Below are 16,119 nucleotides of genomic sequence, written 5' to 3'. Positions count from 1 at the left end.
GTGCGTCGAGTGACACCGGACAATGCCGGATTGCCGCTGGCAGATATGCAAAAGGCACCTTTCGGTGCCTTTTGGGCTTGGAACGCGGCCTTCCTGCTGGCAGAAACCTCTGTGGGAGCGAGCTTGCTCGCGATGAGGGCCCAACATTCGACATCCGCGTTGAATGTCAGACCGCTATCGCGAGCAAGCTCGCTCCCACATGGGGCGGTGGTGCATTTACCGGCGGCGCTTTTCCAGCGAATACACAAACGGTGCAACAATTTCGATGGAACCGTTGGTCAGCATGTCGGCCGGTGGCTTGGGCAGCGGTTGAGCGCGGCGGATCATTTCCAGGGTGGCCCGGTCCAGATCGGCAGTGCCCGAGGCGCCTACCAGCTCAAACGACAACACATTGCCTTCGGCATCCACGACGAAACGCAGACGGTTCATGCCTTCCTTGCCCCGCGCCTGGGCACTTGCAGGGTACTTCTTGTACTTCTGCAGGTGTGCCAACAGCGTGCCTTGCCAGCTGGCCTTGGCTGCCATTTGAGCAGGCGACGGACCCGGCGCAGGCTGGGCGGATTTCTCCGTCGGTGCCTGAGTCTGCTGGGTTTCGGCAGGCTTTTCTTCGGCCGGTTTTTCCTTCGGCGGCTCAGGTTTCTTTTCTACCGGTTTGGGCGGCTGCGGCTTGGGCTTTGGCTTGACGGGCTTGGGCACGGCAATTTCAGCTTTCGGCGCTTCTGCGAGCTTGGGAATCGGCAGTTCTTCAATCGGAGCCGGTGGCTGCGGCGGGGTGACGACTTTCGGCGGAGCAGGCGGTGGCGGGGCAGGAACCGGTGCCAGCTCGACCATCATTGCCTGGGGAGGCAATTCGATGGGCGGACGGGCGGACCAGTTCAGCGCCAGCGCGATGGCCAGCGCGTGAACACCCAGCACCACAGCCAGGCTACCGCTGTAACGCGTCAGCTTATGGCGCGTCGTGATCATTTCTTGGCTGCCGTCTCGAGTCCGACCAGACCTACCTTCAGGTAACCGGCAGAACGCAGGTTGTCCATCACGCTCATCAGGTCGCCGTAATCCACGCCTTTGTCGGCCTGGAAGAAGATTGTCGTGTCTTTCTTGCCCTGGGTCCTGGCGTCGAGGGTGGCGCCGAGTGCTTCGGCCTTCACTTCGTCTTCACCGAGGAACAGGCGCTGGTCGGCCTTGACGCTGAGGAACACCGGTTTCTCTGGCCGCGGCGCCGGTTTGGCGGTCGAGGCGGGCAGGTCGACCTTGATGTCCACGGTGGCCAGCGGGGCCGCCACCATGAAGATGATCAACAGTACCAACATCACGTCGATGAACGGCGTAACGTTGATTTCGTGGTTTTCGGACAGATCGTCGTCTGCCCCTTCTTTCAAATGCAGGCCCATGGCCGATTACCCCACTTTCACCATGTGCGGTTGCGAGCTGCGCTCAGGCTGGTGGTCGAGGTCGCGGCTGACCAGCAGCAGGACCTGTGCCGACGCGTCGGACACCTGAGCCTTGTAACCGGCGATGGAGCGGGCAAAGACGTTGTAGATCACGACCGCAGGGATCGCTGCAACCAGACCCAGCGCGGTAGCCAGCAGGGCTTCGGCGATGCCGGGGGCGACGACGGCGAGGTTGGTGGTCTGGGTCTTGGCGATGCCGATGAAGCTGTTCATGATGCCCCACACGGTACCGAACAGGCCGACGAACGGCGCGGTGGAACCGATGGTGGCCAGCACGCCGGTGCCGCTGCTCATGTTGCGCCCGCAGGCGGCGACCAGGCGCTCAAGACGGAAGCTGACGCGTTCCTTGATGCCTTCTTTCTCACGGCTGTTGACCGACAGGCGCATCTCTTCGAGAGCGTCATGTACCAGCAGGTTGGCCAGGGTGCCTTCCTTCGCCGCAGTGGCGCTGGCTTCCTTGAGGGAGGCGGATTTTTTCAGTTGGGCGATTTCACCGCGCAGACGACGCTTGGCGCCCATCAGCTCAAGACCCTTGGCGATCCAGATGGTCCAGGTGATGATCGAGGCGATGGCCAGGCCGATCATCACGATTTTGACGATGATGTCGGCGTTCTTGTACATGCCCCACGGCGACAGGTCGTGGGCCATGCCCAAGGTGTTGTCGGCTTCGAGGACCTCAGGGACGTCTTCACCAAGCGTTTCTGCCGGTGCGGCCTGGGCAGGATCGGTCGCTACCGGAGCAACGGAAGGGGCGGCGTGATCGGCCGGAGCCGGCGCGGTGGCGGCTGGTGTAGCTGGCGCCTGGGCATCGGCGAAAGCGGCGACTGGCGCGAGCATCAGGCTGAGGAGCAGGGCGGCCACCGCGCTCCAGGCGCGAGGTCGTTTGGTTGGCGAAGCGGAGAATTGATTGCGTGTCATGCTGGCCGGACCTGAGAGAAAAAACGGGTGATGTTCTTCCAGGCCTCGAAAGGCCGAGAACAAAAGTGGGGCGCATTATTGCAAGTAATTCTTGTTAACAGAAGTAATAGCGTCTCTTTTTTTCCTGCATTGCTAGCCGCCTGTCTATTGCCGGCGCTAGTCTGTGGCTTTCCGATGGGAGTTTTCTGATGTCTGCGCCTACTGTTTTGATCGCCGGCTGCGGTGATGTCGGCAGCCGCTTGGCCACACAATTGCTGGCGGCGGGGTGGGAGGTCCATGGCCTGCGACGCGACGTTTCACGCCTGCCCGAGGGCGTCATCGGCGTGGCCGGTGACCTGTTCAACAAAGACTGCCCGGACACTTGGCCAATCGGCGCCGTGGATTACCTGGTGTATTGCGCGGCGGCCACCGATCACGACGAAGCCGGCTACCGCGCTGCGTATGTCCAGGGCCTGGAGCATGTGCTGGAGTGGCTGGACGACTACGGGCAGATACCCAATCGCCTGTTGTTCGTTTCCAGCAGCAGCGTCTACGGTCAGCAGAACGGCGAATGGGTCGATGAGGCTTCACCGGCCGTGGCGGCGGGCTATTCCGGGCGTGTGATGCTCGAGGCCGAGCAACTAGCCCTTAAAAGCGGCATTCCGGCGAGCATCGTGCGTCTGACCGGCATTTATGGTCCGGGCCGTGAGTGGCTACTGACTCAGGTTCGTCGGGGGTATCGCGTGGTAACCGATCCGCCGTTGTATGCCAATCGAATTCATGCCGACGACGCCGCAGGATTGATGGCGTGCCTGCTTGAGGCGGATCGGCGTGGTGTGGCGCTGGATGATGTCTATATCGGCGTCGATGACGCGCCGGCAGCACTGGCCGATGTGGTGGACTGGTTGCGTGAGTATCTGGGTGTGACCGAATGGGCCGATGATGACAGCGTGCGTCGCACAGGCAGCAAGCGCTGCAGCAATGCGCGGGCAAAAGCGTTGGGCTGGACGCCGAAGTATCCGAGTTTTCGCGAGGGGTATGCGGCGATCATTGAGGGGCGCAGCTGACTTCCAGGCGCCGTAAACACCTGTGGGAGCGGGCTTGCTCGCGATGGCGGCATAACAGTCAACGATGATGTTGGATGTTATGGCCTCATCGCGAGCAAGCTCGCTCCCACAGTGTTTTGTGGTGCTTTCAAGGGATGCTTATTGTTTCTCGAGCAACCACTTGCGCTCACCCGGGGTGAACGAGGGCATCTCGTCAGCCTGCGCCGTGTTCACGGTCTGGAAAATCTCCAGCTCCTTGCCCTTGCGTGCAAAGATCCAGGCGTTGCCCTGGCCATTCTGTTGCAGCCACATGTTGTCATTGCCGCCGCTCATGGAGGCGCAATCGCCGGCCAGGCACAATGCATAGCGGTCGCTGCCTGGCAGGCCGGTCACCTGGCCGTCGGCCTGGAATTGAACCGTGCTGCCTTCACCCGGGCCACTGACGATTGTCCAGCCGCCGCCCATGTAGGCTGAATACAGCGCACGTTCGAAGCTGGCACCCATCGGTGCGCCATCCGGTACCTGGATCTGTACGCGGTCGAAGACTTGCTCAGGCTCGTTGTCGCTGGCGGACTGGCTCAGTTGCTTGCCGTCACGCTTCAGCTCACTGGCCGAGCTGCCATAAAAGTCGACTTTCCAGGCGCCGGACTCTTCGCCCAGTAGCTTGCCGTCGACATTTTCAAAACCGTTGGTGTAGCGGGCCTGGCCGGCCTTGGTGTTGATGTCCCATTCCAGGTTGGGGCCATAGGCCTGGAGCGCTTCACGCAGGGGGACGCCTTTGGCGGCGGCATCGATCGCCACCTGGTTGATCCAGGTGCCGCTGATGTCGCGGTCGGCAGGGTTGCTGGCACATCCGCCCAGGAACAGGGCGAGCAGCGAGAGAGCAAGCGCGTTGCGCATGGGTGGAATCCTTTCAAGCATTCTTTACAGCAGAGCAGTCGGCGCAGCCCGAGGCTGCGCCGTACGCATTACTCGATGACCAGGATGGCATCCATTTCAACCTGCGAACCCTTTGGCAGGGCTGCTACGCCGATGGCGGCGCGTGCAGGGTAAGGCTGGTCGAAGTACTTGCCCATGATCTCGTTGACCTTGGCGAAGTGGCTCAGGTCGGTGAGGAAGATGTTCAGCTTGACGATGTCCTTGAACGAACCACCAGCGGCTTCAGCAACGGCCTTGAGGTTCTCGAACACCTGGACGGTCTGGGCTTCGAAGCCTTCAACCAGTTCCATGGTTTTTGGGTCCAGGGGAATCTGACCTGACATGTAAACGGTGTTGCCAGCCTTGATCGCCTGGGAGTAAGTGCCGATGGCGGCCGGGGCCTTGTCGCTGGTGATAACAGTCTTGGTCATGTAGGACTCCTTGTAATTAGGGGCTTAGGCGCGCATGCGGGTGATGCGAATCACCCCGGTCAAGGCGCGCAGTTTCTTGATCACGCGGGCCAGGTGCACGCGGTCGTGCACGCTGACCACCAACTGGACCACGCTGATGCGACCATCGCGTTCGTCCATGCTGATTTTCTCGATGTTGCCGTCGGCGGCGTTGACGCTGCTGGCCAGCAGGGCGATCAGGCCGCGCTGGTGTTCCAGTTCGACGCGCAGTTCGACGTTGAATTCGCCGGTAACGTCCTTGGCCCACGAGAGCTGGATGCATTTTTCCGGGTTGTGGCGGATTTCGCTGATGTTGCGGCAGTTGTCCAGGTGCACGACCATGCCTTTGCCAGCGGACAGGTGGCCGACAATCGGGTCGCCCGGGATCGGCGTGCAACACTTGGCGTAGCTGAGTACCAGGCCTTCGGTGCCGCGAATCGCCAGCGGGCCTTCTGCACTTGGCAACTGTTCGCCTTCGCCCAGCAACCGGCGGGCCACCACATAGGCCATGCGATTGCCCAGGCCGATGTCTTCGAGCAAATCTTCGATCAGTTCCAGGCGGTACTCGACGAGCATGGCCTTGACGCGTTCGGCCGGGATTTTCTCCAGCGAGCTGTCGAAGCCGTTGAGGACCTTGTTCAGCAGGCGCTCGCCGAGGCTGATGGATTCGGAGCGGCGTTGCAGTTTCAGTGCATGGCGAATGTGCGTGCGCGCCTTGCCGGTGACCACGAAGTTGAGCCAGGCCGGGTTCGGCCGCGCGCCGGGAGCGCTGACGATCTCGACCGTGGAGCCGCTTTGCAGCGGTTCGGACAGCGGCGCGAGACGACGATTGATCCGGCAGGCGATGCAGCTGTTGCCCACGTCGGTGTGTACCGCGTAAGCGAAGTCGACCGCCGTGGAGCCCTTGGGCAGCTCCATGATCCGGCCTTTGGGCGTGAACACGTAGACCTCGTCCGGGAACAGGTCGATCTTCACGCTTTCGATGAATTCCAGCGAGTTGCCAGCGCGTTGCTGCATTTCCAGCACGCCCTTGACCCACTGGCGGGCGCGGGCATGGGTGCCTTTCGGCTGCTCGTCGCCGCTGGACTTGTACAGCCAATGGGCAGCGATGCCGTTGTTGGCCATTTCTTCCATTTCACGGGTGCGGATCTGGATCTCGATCGGAACACCGTGCATGCCGAACAGCGTGGTGTGCAGCGACTGATAGCCGTTGGCCTTGGGGATCGCGATGTAATCCTTGAAGCGCCCCGGCAGTGGTTTATATAAGTTATGTACAGCACCCAGCACGCGGTAGCAGGTATCGACCTTGTCGACGATGATCCGGAACGCGTAGACGTCCATGATCTCGTTGAAGGCCCGACGCTTGCCGCGCATTTTCTTGTAGATGCCGTAGAGGTGTTTCTGGCGACCGCTGACCTCGCCCTGAATGCCATCGATGGCCAGGCAGTGGCTTAAGGATTCTTCGATCTTGTTGACGATTTCCTTGCGGTTGCCCCGGGCGCGTTTGACCGCCTGGTAGATCCGCGCGGAACGCATCGGGTGCATGGCCTTGAAGCCGAGGTCTTCGAATTCTATGCGGATGGCGTGCATGCCCAGCCGGTTGGCGATGGGTGCATAGATTTCCAGGGTTTCCTTGGCGATGCGCCGGCGTTTTTCCCCGGACAGCACTTCCAGCGTGCGCATGTTGTGCAGGCGGTCGGCCAGCTTGACCAGGATCACGCGAATGTCGCGGGCCATGGCCATGGCCATTTTCTGGAAGTTTTCGGCTTGTGCCTCGGCCTTGGTCTCGAAGTTCATCTGGGTCAGTTTGCTGACCCCGTCGACCAGTTCGGCCACGGTTTCGCCGAACTGCGCTTGCAGCGCTTCCTTGGCAATACCGGTGTCTTCGATCACGTCATGCAGCATCGCGGCCATCAGGCTCTGATGGTCCATGTGCATGTCGGCAAGAATATTCGCAACCGCGAGTGGGTGCGTGACGTACGCCTCGCCGCTACGGCGGCGTTGGCCGTCGTGGGCTTGTTCGGCGTAGAAATACGCTCGGCGGACCAGATTGACCTGGTCCTTGCCGAGGTAGGTCGATAAGCGATCGGCGAGGGCGTCTATGCTCGGCATGATATCTCCTGCCGTAAGCTTTTATCCCGCGCCGTGCTACGTCGACCAGGCATAGGCTTAGACGGCCTCGTTGGACTCGTCCTCGAATGCAGCAAAAAGCGGTTCATCTTCAACGATTTCGGCTTCGGCGATAGCTGCGTAGTCGATCAGGCCTTCAGCGATTTCGCGCAGGGCGACGACGGTAGGCTTGTCGTTTTCCCATGCTACTTTCGGCTCTTTGCCGCCGGTGGCCAGTTGACGGGCACGCTTGGTAGAGAGCATGACCAGCTCAAAGCGGTTATCCACGTGTTCTAGGCAGTCTTCAACGGTTACGCGGGCCATGGTCTTCCTCGTAGCAAATGCAATATGCGCGCTGCCCGGATGGGCGAGCGGACTCGACAGTTTAAAAAATCACCAGCGTTTAGGGAAGCGCTGATTTTTTGACCAAGCCCTTCAACGCGCTACAAGTGCCAATGTAAAGCCCTTGCAGCGGTTTTGGGAAGAGCTGATTAACCGAGCAATTCAGCCAGCAATTTGCCGTGACGCTGCTGCTGACGCTTTTGAATCAGCTGATTGGCGCGGAAAATCGCCTTCAGGTCGTGCAGCGCGTGGGCGAAATCGTCGTTGATGATCAGGTAGTCGTAGTCGACGTAGTGGCTCATTTCGCTGACGGCTTCGCGCATCCGGCCGTCAATGACTTCGTCACTGTCCTGGCCGCGATTGGTCAGACGCTGGTGCAGGGCCTGCAATGACGGCGGCAGAATGAAGATCGAGCGGGCCTGAGGCATCAGCTTGCGCACTTGCTCGGCACCTTGCCAGTCGATTTCCAGAATCAGGTCGTGGCCTTCGTCCAGGGTCTGCTGCAGGTGGCTTTGCGAAGTGCCGTAGAGATTGCCGAACACTTCGGCGCGCTCGAGGAAATCCCCGTGCTCGATCATCTTCACGAACTCGCTGCGGTCGACGAAGTGATAGTTCACGCCATTCACTTCACCGGGACGCATGGCGCGGGTGGTGTGGGAGACCGAGACGCGGATCTCCGGATTTGCGTCGGTCAGGGCCTTGACCAGACTGCTCTTGCCCGCGCCCGAAGGGGCGGAAATGATGTACAGGGTGCCGGTGCTGTGTGTCATGTCGGGGGTAGCCTTACTCAATATTCTGCACTTGTTCGCGCATCTGCTCGATCAACACCTTGAGGTTGACCGCAGCCTGGGTGCTGCGCGGGTCGAAGGCTTTGGAGCCCAGTGTATTGGCTTCGCGGTTGAGTTCCTGCATCAGGAAGTCCAGGCGCCGACCGGCGGCACCGCCGGATTTGAGCACCCGGCGAACTTCGATGATGTGAGTGCTCAGGCGATCCAGTTCTTCGGCGACGTCGCTTTTTTGCGCGAGCATGACCATTTCCTGCTCCAGGCGCTGCGGATCCATCTCGGCCTTCATGTCGGCGAAGCGGTCGAGGACTTTCTGGCGCTGGGTGGCGAGCATTTGCGGGACCAGTTCGCGCAAGGTCACCACGTCTTCTTCAATGGCGCTCAGGCGCTCGTTGATCAGCCGCGCCAGCTCCGCGCCTTCGCGCTCGCGGCCGGCCTTCAGTTCCTTGAGGCCTTGGTTGAACAGTGCCAGCGCTTCGGCGTTCAAGGCTTGCGGGTCAGTGGCGTCGCCTACCAGTACGCCGGGCCAGGCCAGGACTTCCAGCGGGTTCAGCGCTGCCGGGTTCTTGATCAGGCTGGCGATGGTCTCGGCGGCGGCGACCAGTTGCGCGGCGCGCTCCTGATCGATTTGCAGTGCTTTGCCGGTGTTTTCTTCGGTGAAGCGCAGGGTGCATTCGAGCTTGCCCCGCGATACACCCTGGCGCAGGGCTTCACGAACAGCGCCCTCGAGGTCGCGGAAGGATTCCGGCAGGCGCAGGTGGGGTTCCAGGTAGCGGCTGTTGACCGACCGCAGTTCCCAGCTCAGGGTGCCCTGGACGCCGACTTTCTCGACGCGGGCGAAGGCGGTCATGCTGTGCACCATGGAGGTACCTCGCAAGGCAGATCGGCACAGAACCGAGGTTCCGGGAATCCGATATCAATGAATTAAAGCCGACTGGCAGCAAAGGCGCAGGATTGTAGCGCAGTGGCGCGGATGCGCCCAAACACACGGTGTGACAAAGAGCGGCAGGCCTGCACCGACGCGCGGTGCAGAGCCCTCGGTCGTCGGCGGAATTTTTTAGAAGTGCCCAGTGGCGGCCGTCGGCTCTATAATGCTCCGCAGTTTTCCGTCCCCAGTACAGGTACTCCCTATGATACGTCCAAGTGGTCGCGCTGCCGATCAGCTCCGCTCGATCCGCATCACCCGCAACTACACCAAACACGCCGAGGGTTCTGTGCTGGTCGAGTTTGGCGATACCAAGGTCATCTGCACCGTCAGCGTTGAACCGGGCGTACCGCGTTTCCTGAAAGGCCAGGGCCAGGGTTGGCTGACCGCCGAGTACGGCATGCTGCCGCGCGCTACCGGCGAGCGTAACCAGCGTGAAGCCAGCCGCGGCAAGCAAGGCGGCCGCACCCTGGAAATCCAGCGTCTGATCGGTCGTTCCCTGCGCGCTGCGCTGGACATGTCCAAGCTGGGCGATGTCACCCTGTACGTCGACTGCGATGTGATCCAGGCTGATGGCGGTACCCGCACGGCTTCGATCACCGGTTCCATGGTTGCGCTGATCGATGCCTTGAAAGTCATCAAGAAGCGTGGCGGCCTGAAGGGCGGCGACCCGGTCAAGCAAATGATCGCTGCGGTTTCCGTGGGCATGTACAAGGGTGAGCCTGTGCTCGACCTCGACTACCTGGAAGACTCGGCCGCCGAGACCGACCTGAACGTGGTGATGACCAGCGCTGGCGGCTTCATCGAAGTCCAGGGCACTGCCGAAGGCGCGCCGTTCCAGCCTGAAGAGCTGAACGCGATGCTTGAACTGGCCAAGAAAGGCATGAACGAGATCTTCGAATTGCAAAAGGCCGCATTGGCCGACTGACCGGACTGCTCCAGGCAAGGAGGACACCATGAGTGACGAGCAACTGCCGCTGCCCACGCCGAGCCAAGAGGTGCGTCAGTGGGCCATGTTTTGCCACTTGTCCGCCTTGCTGGGGATCTGGATTCCGTTTGGCACGATCATCGGCCCGCTGATTCTCTGGCAGATGAAGCGTGAGATGGACCCGTTCATCGATGCCCAGGGCAAGGAAGCGCTGAATTTTCAGATCACTGTCGCGATCGCCTCGGCTATCTGCTTCCTGCTGATGCTGTTGATTATCGGGTTCTTCCTGTTTGGCCTGATCGCGATTGGTGCGCTGGTGCTGACGATCATTGCCGGGGTGAAAGCCAATGAAGGGCAGCCTTACCGGTACCCGTTCACATGGCGGTTGATCAAGTAAGCCAAGACGCTGATGCTATTTTAAGCGCAGTTCAATACAAGTGCCCCGACATGTTGGGGCATTTGTTTTTTTGCAATCAGATTAATCTCTAATGTTGCGTACTTGGTCGCTCGCTATTCAAGCGAAGTTCATTCGTGCAAATAAAATTTCTTACACGTTTAGTCACAAACTGCAAAGCTCAGTACGGCTTGTATGCTTGGCAATGAGACTTGGCGATTGATAAAGTTGCCGCAAGTAATATTTATAAAGAAATATTTCGATATATTCTGGCCATTGACGGCCTCTGAATCTAATACTAGTCAGTGTTGAGATTGATCAACCTGTTCAAGAGGCGTGTCCAGGTAAAAAGTTCGCCCCTGAATGTAAAAGCAAGAATATCCCAAATGCTTCAGCTCGATTTTTATGGAACACTTGTCGCCGCCTCTTTAGTACTTTTGTTGGGGCGCGCTCTTGTCTCGCGTGTCGGTTTTTTACGTACTTATAATATCCCGGAACCTGTAGCAGGCGGCCTGGTGGTTGCCTTGGGTCTTCTGGCTTTAAGAACTCTCGATATTGAAATCCGATTTGATACCTCGCTGCAAACTCCCTTGATGTTGGCTTTTTTTGCCACGATTGGCTTGAGCGCAGACTTCGCCAGCCTGAAGAAGGGCGGACGCATAGTGGGGATCTTTCTGCTGGCGGTTGTCGGACTTCTGATGATCCAGAATGCCATGGGCATCGGGCTCGCAACGGCGTTGGGGCTCGATCCGTTGATGGGCTTGTTGACAGGCTCGATTACTCTGGCAGGTGGTCACGGTACAGGTGCTGCATGGGGGGCGACGTTCAGCGAGAAGTTCGGTCTGGCCTCTGCCTCTGAGTTGGCAATGGCTTCTGCAACGTTTGGCCTGGTGCTGGGCGGCTTGATTGGCGGGCCTGTTGCCCGCCTGCTCATCAGTCGTGTCCAGACACCCGGCTGCGAGCAGGAAAAGCCACGGCTGCCCAAGGGCTTTGAACAACCGAACAAAGAGCGCTCGATCACGTCGTTTTCGCTAGTCGAGACACTGGCTTTGATCGCTGTCAGCCTGCTGGCGGGCTCACTCCTGAATGGGTGGCTTCAGGGAACCGCATTTGAGTTGCCGACGTTTGTTTGCGTGTTGTTCGTGGGCGTACTTTTACGGAACGGGCTTTCGGCGCTTGGCGTGTATCAGGTGTTTGAGCGAGAAGTCTCCGTGCTGGGGAATGTCAGTTTGTCTCTGTTTTTGGCAATCGCTCTGATGTCGCTCAAGTTGTGGGATCTGGCTGCACTGGCGTTGCCGATTTTTATTATCCTGGCTGCGCAAACGTTGGTCATGGCTCTGTTTGCGATTTTTGTGACATTCAGGATGATGGGCAGTAACTACGACGCGGCTGTATTGGCGGCAGGGCATTGCGGTTTCGGACTGGGTGCCACGCCAACGGCCATCGCCAATATGCAAGCGGTGACACAGCGCTATGGGCCTTCTCAGATAGCGTTCCTGGTGGTGCCAATGGTGGGTGCTTTCTTCATCGACATCATTAATGTCATCGTCATCAAGTTGTACCTTGCACTGCCGTTTTTCGCCGTGGTTTGAAGTTCAGGCCGTTGGGCCCCCCTGAATAGAGCGCATAAAAAATGCCCGTATCTTGCGATACGGGCATTTTTTTCAACTGTCTATCAGGCCGTCCAGTGAAAAATCACTTAGATCGTCAGCGTCCAGTCGTAGTCCACGATCAGCGGCGCGTGTTGCGAGAAGCGCGGCTGGCGTGGCAGGCGTGCGCTGCGTACGAAGCGGCGCAGGCCCGGGGTCAGCAGTTGATAGTCGAAGCGCCAACCGAGGTTGAGCATCTCCGCCTGTTCGTTGTCCGGCCACCAGCTGTACTGGTCGCCTTCACGGCTGACTTCACGCAGGGCGTCGACATAACCCATGTTGCCGACAATCTCGTCCATCCAGGCACGTTCAGGTGCCAGGAAGCCCGGAGATTGCTGGCTGTCGCGCCAGTTCTTGATATCCAGCTTCTGTTGCGCCACGTACAGCGAGCCACAATAAATGTACTCGCGACGTTTGCGCCGCTGTTTATCCAGATAACGGGCGAAGTCGTCCATTAGCTTGAACTTCTGGTTCAAGTCTTCATCGCCGTTCTGCCCCGAAGGGAGCAGCAAGGTCGCGATGCTGACCTTGTCGAAATCGGCTTGCAGGTAGCGCCCGTAGCGGTCGGCCGTCTCGAAACCGAGACCGCTGATGACAGCCTTCGGTTGCAACCGCGAATACAAAGCCACGCCGCCTTGGGCGGGAACTTCGGCATCGCAGGCATAAAGGAAGTAGCCATCCAGTTGGAAGGCTGGGTCATCCAGTTCAAAGGCGGAGGCACGGGTGTCCTGCAGGCAGATGACGTCGGCATTCTGTGCTTGCAGCCAACTGAGCAAACCACGCTCGACTGCAGCCTGAATACCATTGACGTTCACACTGATGATCCGCATAAATGGCCCCAAAAATCGCGTGCGTGTATGATACACGGCGTCAAGCTAATTAGCTAAATCCGTGGTATTTGGGGTTTTTTTCATGCAAGCGTATCAGCGCGATTTCATTCGTTTTGCCATCGATCGCGGCGTTTTGCGCTTCGGTGAGTTCACCCTGAAGTCCGGGCGTACCAGTCCTTACTTCTTCAACGCCGGCTTGTTCAACTCGGGTTCGGCCCTGGCGCAGCTGGGGCGCTTCTACGCCGCAGCTATCGCCGAAAGCGGCATTCCCTTCGACGTGCTGTTTGGCCCGGCCTACAAGGGCATCCCATTGGCGGCGACCACCGCCGTGGCCCTGGCCGAACATCACAACCGTGACCTGCCATGGTGCTTCAACCGCAAGGAAGCCAAGGCCCACGGCGAAGGCGGCAGCCTGGTTGGCGCACCCCTGACCGGCGACGTTCTGATCATCGACGACGTGATCACCGCCGGCACCGCGATCCGTGAAGTGATGCAAATCATCGCTTCCCAGGACGGCGCCAAGGCAGCCGGCGTGCTGATTGCCCTGAACCGTCAGGAGCGTGGCAACGGCGAGTTGTCGGCGATCCAGGAAGTCGAGCGTGACTTTGGCATTCCGGTCATCAGCATCGTTTCGCTGAATCAGGTGTTGGAGTTTCTGGCTGATGATCCGCAGCTCAAGCAGCATCTGCCAGCCGTGGAAGCCTACCGCGCACAATTCGGCGTTTAATCGCTATTGCCTTGTAGGAGCGAGCTTGCTCGCGATGCACGTCAGGGCGCCGCTTTTCGCCAGGCGCTCCGCGTTATCGTTGACGTTTTTCGCGAGCAAGCTCGCTCCTACAGGGACTGTGGAATAAAAAAGACCCCGCTCAGCCAGGCCGAGCGGGGTCTTTTTGTTTGCGCTATCGCTTAAGGACGCTTGCGATTGCTGATCAGGGTGCCCACGCCGGTATCGGTGAAGATTTCCAGCAGGATCGCGTTCGGCACGCGACCGTCGATGATCAGCGAGCTGCCCACACCGCCCTGGACCGCTTCCAGTGCGCAGCGGATCTTCGGCAGCATGCCGCCGTAGATGGTGCCGTCGGCGATCAGGTCGTCGACTTGCTGGGTTGTCAGGCCGGTCAGGACCGTGCCCGACTTGTCCATCAGGCCGGCGATGTTGGTCAGCAGCATCAGTTTCTCGGCTTTCAGCGCTTCGGCGACTTTACCGGCCACCAGGTCAGCGTTGATGTTGTACGACTCGCCGTTGGCGCCGACGCCGATGGGCGCGATCACTGGAATGAAATCGCCCTTGACCAACAGGTTCAGCAGGTCGGTATTGATGCCAACTACTTCGCCCACATGGCCGATGTCGATGATTTCCGGGGTGGTCATTTCCGGCGTCTGACGGGTAACGGTGAGCTTCTTCGCGCGAATCAGCTCGGCGTCTTTACCGGTCAGGCCGATAGCGCTGCCGCCATGACGGTTGATCAGGTTGACGATGTCCTTGTTGACCTGGCCGCCGAGGACCATTTCCACCACGTCCATGGTCGCGGCGTCGGTGACGCGCATGCCGTCGACGAAATGGCTCTCGATCGACAGGCGCTTGAGCAGGTCACCGATTTGCGGGCCGCCACCGTGAACCACCACCGGGTTGATGCCCACAGCCTTCATCAGCACGATGTCGCGGGCGAAGCCGGTTTTCAGCTCCTCGCTTTCCATCGCGTTGCCGCCGTATTTGATCACCAGTGTCTTGCCGACATAACGGCGGATGTAAGGCAACGCTTCGGACAGGACCTTGGCGGTGTTGGCGGCGGCTTCGCGTTCGAGGGTCATTCAGGGCTCCGGGTGAATCAGAACGGTAGTTGGAGATCAGGTGCAACACGCTTCAACTGGGCGTGGAAAACGTCCTTGATGCGTTGCAATTCAGCCTCGTCATCGGCCTCGAAACGCAGCACCAGCACCGGTGTGGTGTTGGATGCGCGTACCAGGCCCCAGCCTTTGGCATAGTCGACTCGCACGCCGTCAATGGTGGTCAGGTCAGCGCCTTCGCCCCACTGTGCATCGTGCAATGCATCAATGATGCTGAATTTGCTCTCTTCGGTCACATGGATATTGATTTCCGGCGTAGAAATATCGTTCGGGAAGGTCGCGAACAGCTCTTCGGCCGAGGATTTTTCCTTGCTGAGGATCTCCAGCAAGCGTGCGGCGCTGTAGATGCCGTCGTCGAAACCGAACCAGCGTTCCTTGAAGAAGATGTGCCCGCTCATTTCGCCAGCCAGCAGGGCGCCGGATTGTTTCATTTTCTTTTTGATCAACGAGTGACCGGTCTTCCACATTAACGACCGGCCGCCGTATTCCTTGATCAGCGCAAACAGGCGGCGGGTGCATTTGACGTCGAAGATGATCTCGGCGCCCGGGTTGCGCGCCACGACGTCGCGGGCGAACAGCATCAGCAGGCGGTCCGGGTAGACGATGCTGCCGGTGTTGGTCACCACGCCGACGCGGTCGCCATCGCCGTCGAAGGCCAGGCCGATGTCAGCGTTGGTTTCCTTGACCTTGGCGATCAGGTCCACGAGGTTTTCAGGCTTGCCCGGGTCCGGGTGGTGGTTCGGGAAGTTGCCGTCGACCTCACAAAACAGTGGAATGACTTCGCAGTTCAGCGCTTCGATCAGTTGCGGGGCGATCACGCCGGCCGCGCCGTTGCCGCAGTCGACGACCACTTTCAGGCGACGGGCCAGCTTGATGTCCTGGACGATTTCGGTGGTGTAGCGGTCGAGGATCTCGACCTGGGTGATGCTGCCCTGGCCGCTGCTCAGGTCGTTGGTCTTGAGGCGGTCGTGCAGGGCCTGGATCTGTTCGTTGGCCAGTGTGTCGCCGGCAATGACGATCTTGAAGCCGTTGTAGTTCGACGGGTTGTGGCTGCCGGTGAGCATCACACCGGATTTGCCGGCCAGCACGTTGGCGGCGTAGTAGAGCGCCGGAGTCGGGACCAGGCCGACATCACTGACGTGGCAGCCGCTGTCGGCGATGCCTTTGATCAGTTGTGCGACCAGTTCCGGGCCGGACAGACGGCCATCGCGACCGACGGACACGTTTGGCTCGCCCTGGGCCAGGCTTTGGGAGCCGACGGCGCGGCCGATCCAGTAAGCGGTTTCAGCGTTCAGGAATTCCGGGACGGTGCCGCGGATGTCGTAGGCGCGGAAGATGCTGTCAGGGAACTTGGGTGCGACTTTGGCCGGGGTGTTCATCTGTGGAAATGCTCCATCTCGAAAGTGACTGGACAGGCCGCCGGTTCATTTGGCGGCAGGTTCAAACTGAAGGGTATGACGGCGTTTTCCACAGAGAGTTCGTGGTATGAAAGGGCCATGACGCCCCTGGCGGCGGGGGATTGACCGGGCAATGCCTTGATTTTCGGAG

General features: G+C 59.7%; 16 protein-coding genes and 1 pseudogene. 5 read left to right on the top strand and 12 right to left on the bottom strand.

Annotated features, from left to right (window positions below; translation table 11 throughout):
• Nucleotides 1-216: 216 nt before the first annotated feature.
• The 3 genes from WHX55_RS30315 to exbB are packed head-to-tail and all read right to left on the bottom strand — an operon-like array spanning nt 217 to nt 2,369.
• On the bottom strand, nt 217-966 hold the full coding sequence (locus WHX55_RS30315) for an energy transducer TonB (RefSeq protein ID WP_150757461.1): 750 nt from the start codon (nt 964-966) through the stop codon (nt 217-219).
• Nucleotides 963-1,391, bottom strand: a complete 429-nt coding sequence (exbD, locus tag WHX55_RS30310) for a TonB system transport protein ExbD (protein WP_007975187.1) — start codon at nt 1,389-1,391, stop codon at nt 963-965. The genes WHX55_RS30315 and exbD overlap by 4 nt, the downstream gene beginning before the upstream one ends.
• A gap of 6 nt (nt 1,392-1,397) precedes the next feature.
• Nucleotides 1,398-2,369 carry a tonB-system energizer ExbB gene (gene exbB, locus WHX55_RS30305; RefSeq protein ID WP_150724883.1) on the bottom strand — a complete coding sequence of 324 codons (972 nt, stop codon included), beginning with the start codon at nt 2,367-2,369 and terminating at the stop codon, nt 1,398-1,400.
• A gap of 188 nt (nt 2,370-2,557) precedes the next feature.
• Here exbB and WHX55_RS30300 point away from each other — a divergent pair, with 188 nt between their 5' ends.
• On the top strand, nt 2,558-3,415 hold the full coding sequence (locus WHX55_RS30300) for an SDR family oxidoreductase (protein ID WP_150757462.1): 858 nt from the start codon (nt 2,558-2,560) through the stop codon (nt 3,413-3,415).
• A 138-nt stretch (nt 3,416-3,553) separates the two neighbouring features.
• Here WHX55_RS30300 and WHX55_RS30295 read toward each other — a convergent pair whose 3' ends face one another.
• From WHX55_RS30295 to WHX55_RS30270, 6 genes are all read right to left on the bottom strand, one after another.
• Nucleotides 3,554-4,294, bottom strand: a complete 741-nt coding sequence (locus WHX55_RS30295; RefSeq protein WP_150724885.1) for a hypothetical protein — start codon at nt 4,292-4,294, stop codon at nt 3,554-3,556.
• Nucleotides 4,295-4,362: 68 nt separating this feature from the next.
• Nucleotides 4,363-4,743, bottom strand: a complete 381-nt coding sequence (locus tag WHX55_RS30290) for a RidA family protein (RefSeq protein WP_003229509.1) — start codon at nt 4,741-4,743, stop codon at nt 4,363-4,365.
• Between the two features lie 24 nt (nt 4,744-4,767).
• Nucleotides 4,768-6,873, bottom strand: a complete 2,106-nt coding sequence (spoT, locus tag WHX55_RS30285; RefSeq protein WP_095943403.1) for a bifunctional GTP diphosphokinase/guanosine-3',5'-bis pyrophosphate 3'-pyrophosphohydrolase — start codon at nt 6,871-6,873, stop codon at nt 4,768-4,770.
• Between the two features lie 57 nt (nt 6,874-6,930).
• Nucleotides 6,931-7,194 (bottom strand): DNA-directed RNA polymerase subunit omega, encoded by a 264-nt coding sequence (gene rpoZ / locus WHX55_RS30280; RefSeq protein WP_007921129.1) that lies wholly within the window; start codon nt 7,192-7,194, stop codon nt 6,931-6,933.
• Between the two features lie 167 nt (nt 7,195-7,361).
• Nucleotides 7,362-7,982 carry a guanylate kinase gene (gene gmk / locus WHX55_RS30275; RefSeq protein WP_046038947.1) on the bottom strand — a complete coding sequence of 207 codons (621 nt, stop codon included), beginning with the start codon at nt 7,980-7,982 and terminating at the stop codon, nt 7,362-7,364.
• Nucleotides 7,983-7,995: 13 nt separating this feature from the next.
• Complete coding sequence (locus WHX55_RS30270) at nt 7,996-8,859, bottom strand: YicC/YloC family endoribonuclease (protein ID WP_150757463.1); 864 nt, start codon at nt 8,857-8,859, stop codon at nt 7,996-7,998.
• Between the two features lie 268 nt (nt 8,860-9,127).
• Between WHX55_RS30270 and rph the strand changes: the two genes are divergently transcribed.
• The 3 genes from rph to gltS all read left to right on the top strand — a co-directional run bounded on the left by rph (nt 9,128) and on the right by gltS (nt 11,836).
• On the top strand, nt 9,128-9,850 hold the full coding sequence (gene rph / locus WHX55_RS30265; RefSeq protein WP_007989575.1) for a ribonuclease PH: 723 nt from the start codon (nt 9,128-9,130) through the stop codon (nt 9,848-9,850).
• Between the two features lie 28 nt (nt 9,851-9,878).
• Entirely contained in the window at nt 9,879-10,247 is a 369-nt protein-coding gene (locus WHX55_RS30260) for a DUF4870 domain-containing protein (protein ID WP_103395943.1), read from the top strand.
• Between the two features lie 383 nt (nt 10,248-10,630).
• A complete protein-coding gene (gltS, locus tag WHX55_RS30255; RefSeq protein ID WP_150757464.1) occupies nt 10,631-11,836 on the top strand; it encodes a sodium/glutamate symporter in 1,206 nt (401 codons plus the stop codon).
• Between the two features lie 107 nt (nt 11,837-11,943).
• On the opposite strand, the gene WHX55_RS30250 is transcribed toward gltS, so the two are convergent.
• Nucleotides 11,944-12,723 carry an exodeoxyribonuclease III gene (locus WHX55_RS30250; RefSeq protein ID WP_003176915.1) on the bottom strand — a complete coding sequence of 260 codons (780 nt, stop codon included), beginning with the start codon at nt 12,721-12,723 and terminating at the stop codon, nt 11,944-11,946.
• A gap of 82 nt (nt 12,724-12,805) precedes the next feature.
• On the opposite strand from WHX55_RS30250, the gene pyrE reads away from it, so the two are divergent.
• Entirely contained in the window at nt 12,806-13,450 is a 645-nt protein-coding gene (gene pyrE, locus WHX55_RS30245) for an orotate phosphoribosyltransferase (RefSeq protein ID WP_011336558.1), read from the top strand.
• Between the two features lie 179 nt (nt 13,451-13,629).
• Here pyrE and argB read toward each other — a convergent pair whose 3' ends face one another.
• Both argB and WHX55_RS30235 read right to left on the bottom strand, forming a co-directional pair.
• Complete coding sequence (gene argB, locus WHX55_RS30240; protein ID WP_008047078.1) at nt 13,630-14,535, bottom strand: acetylglutamate kinase; 906 nt, start codon at nt 14,533-14,535, stop codon at nt 13,630-13,632.
• Nucleotides 14,536-14,552: 17 nt separating this feature from the next.
• A pseudogene (locus WHX55_RS30235) lies at nt 14,553-15,956 on the bottom strand (phosphomannomutase/phosphoglucomutase); the annotation flags it as partial.
• Nucleotides 15,957-16,119 lie beyond the last annotated feature (163 nt).

Source organism: Pseudomonas fluorescens, from assembly GCF_040448305.1.
Lineage (GTDB): Bacteria > Pseudomonadota > Gammaproteobacteria > Pseudomonadales > Pseudomonadaceae > Aquipseudomonas > Aquipseudomonas fluorescens_BH.
This window is presented reverse-complemented; position numbering and strand designations above follow the sequence as displayed.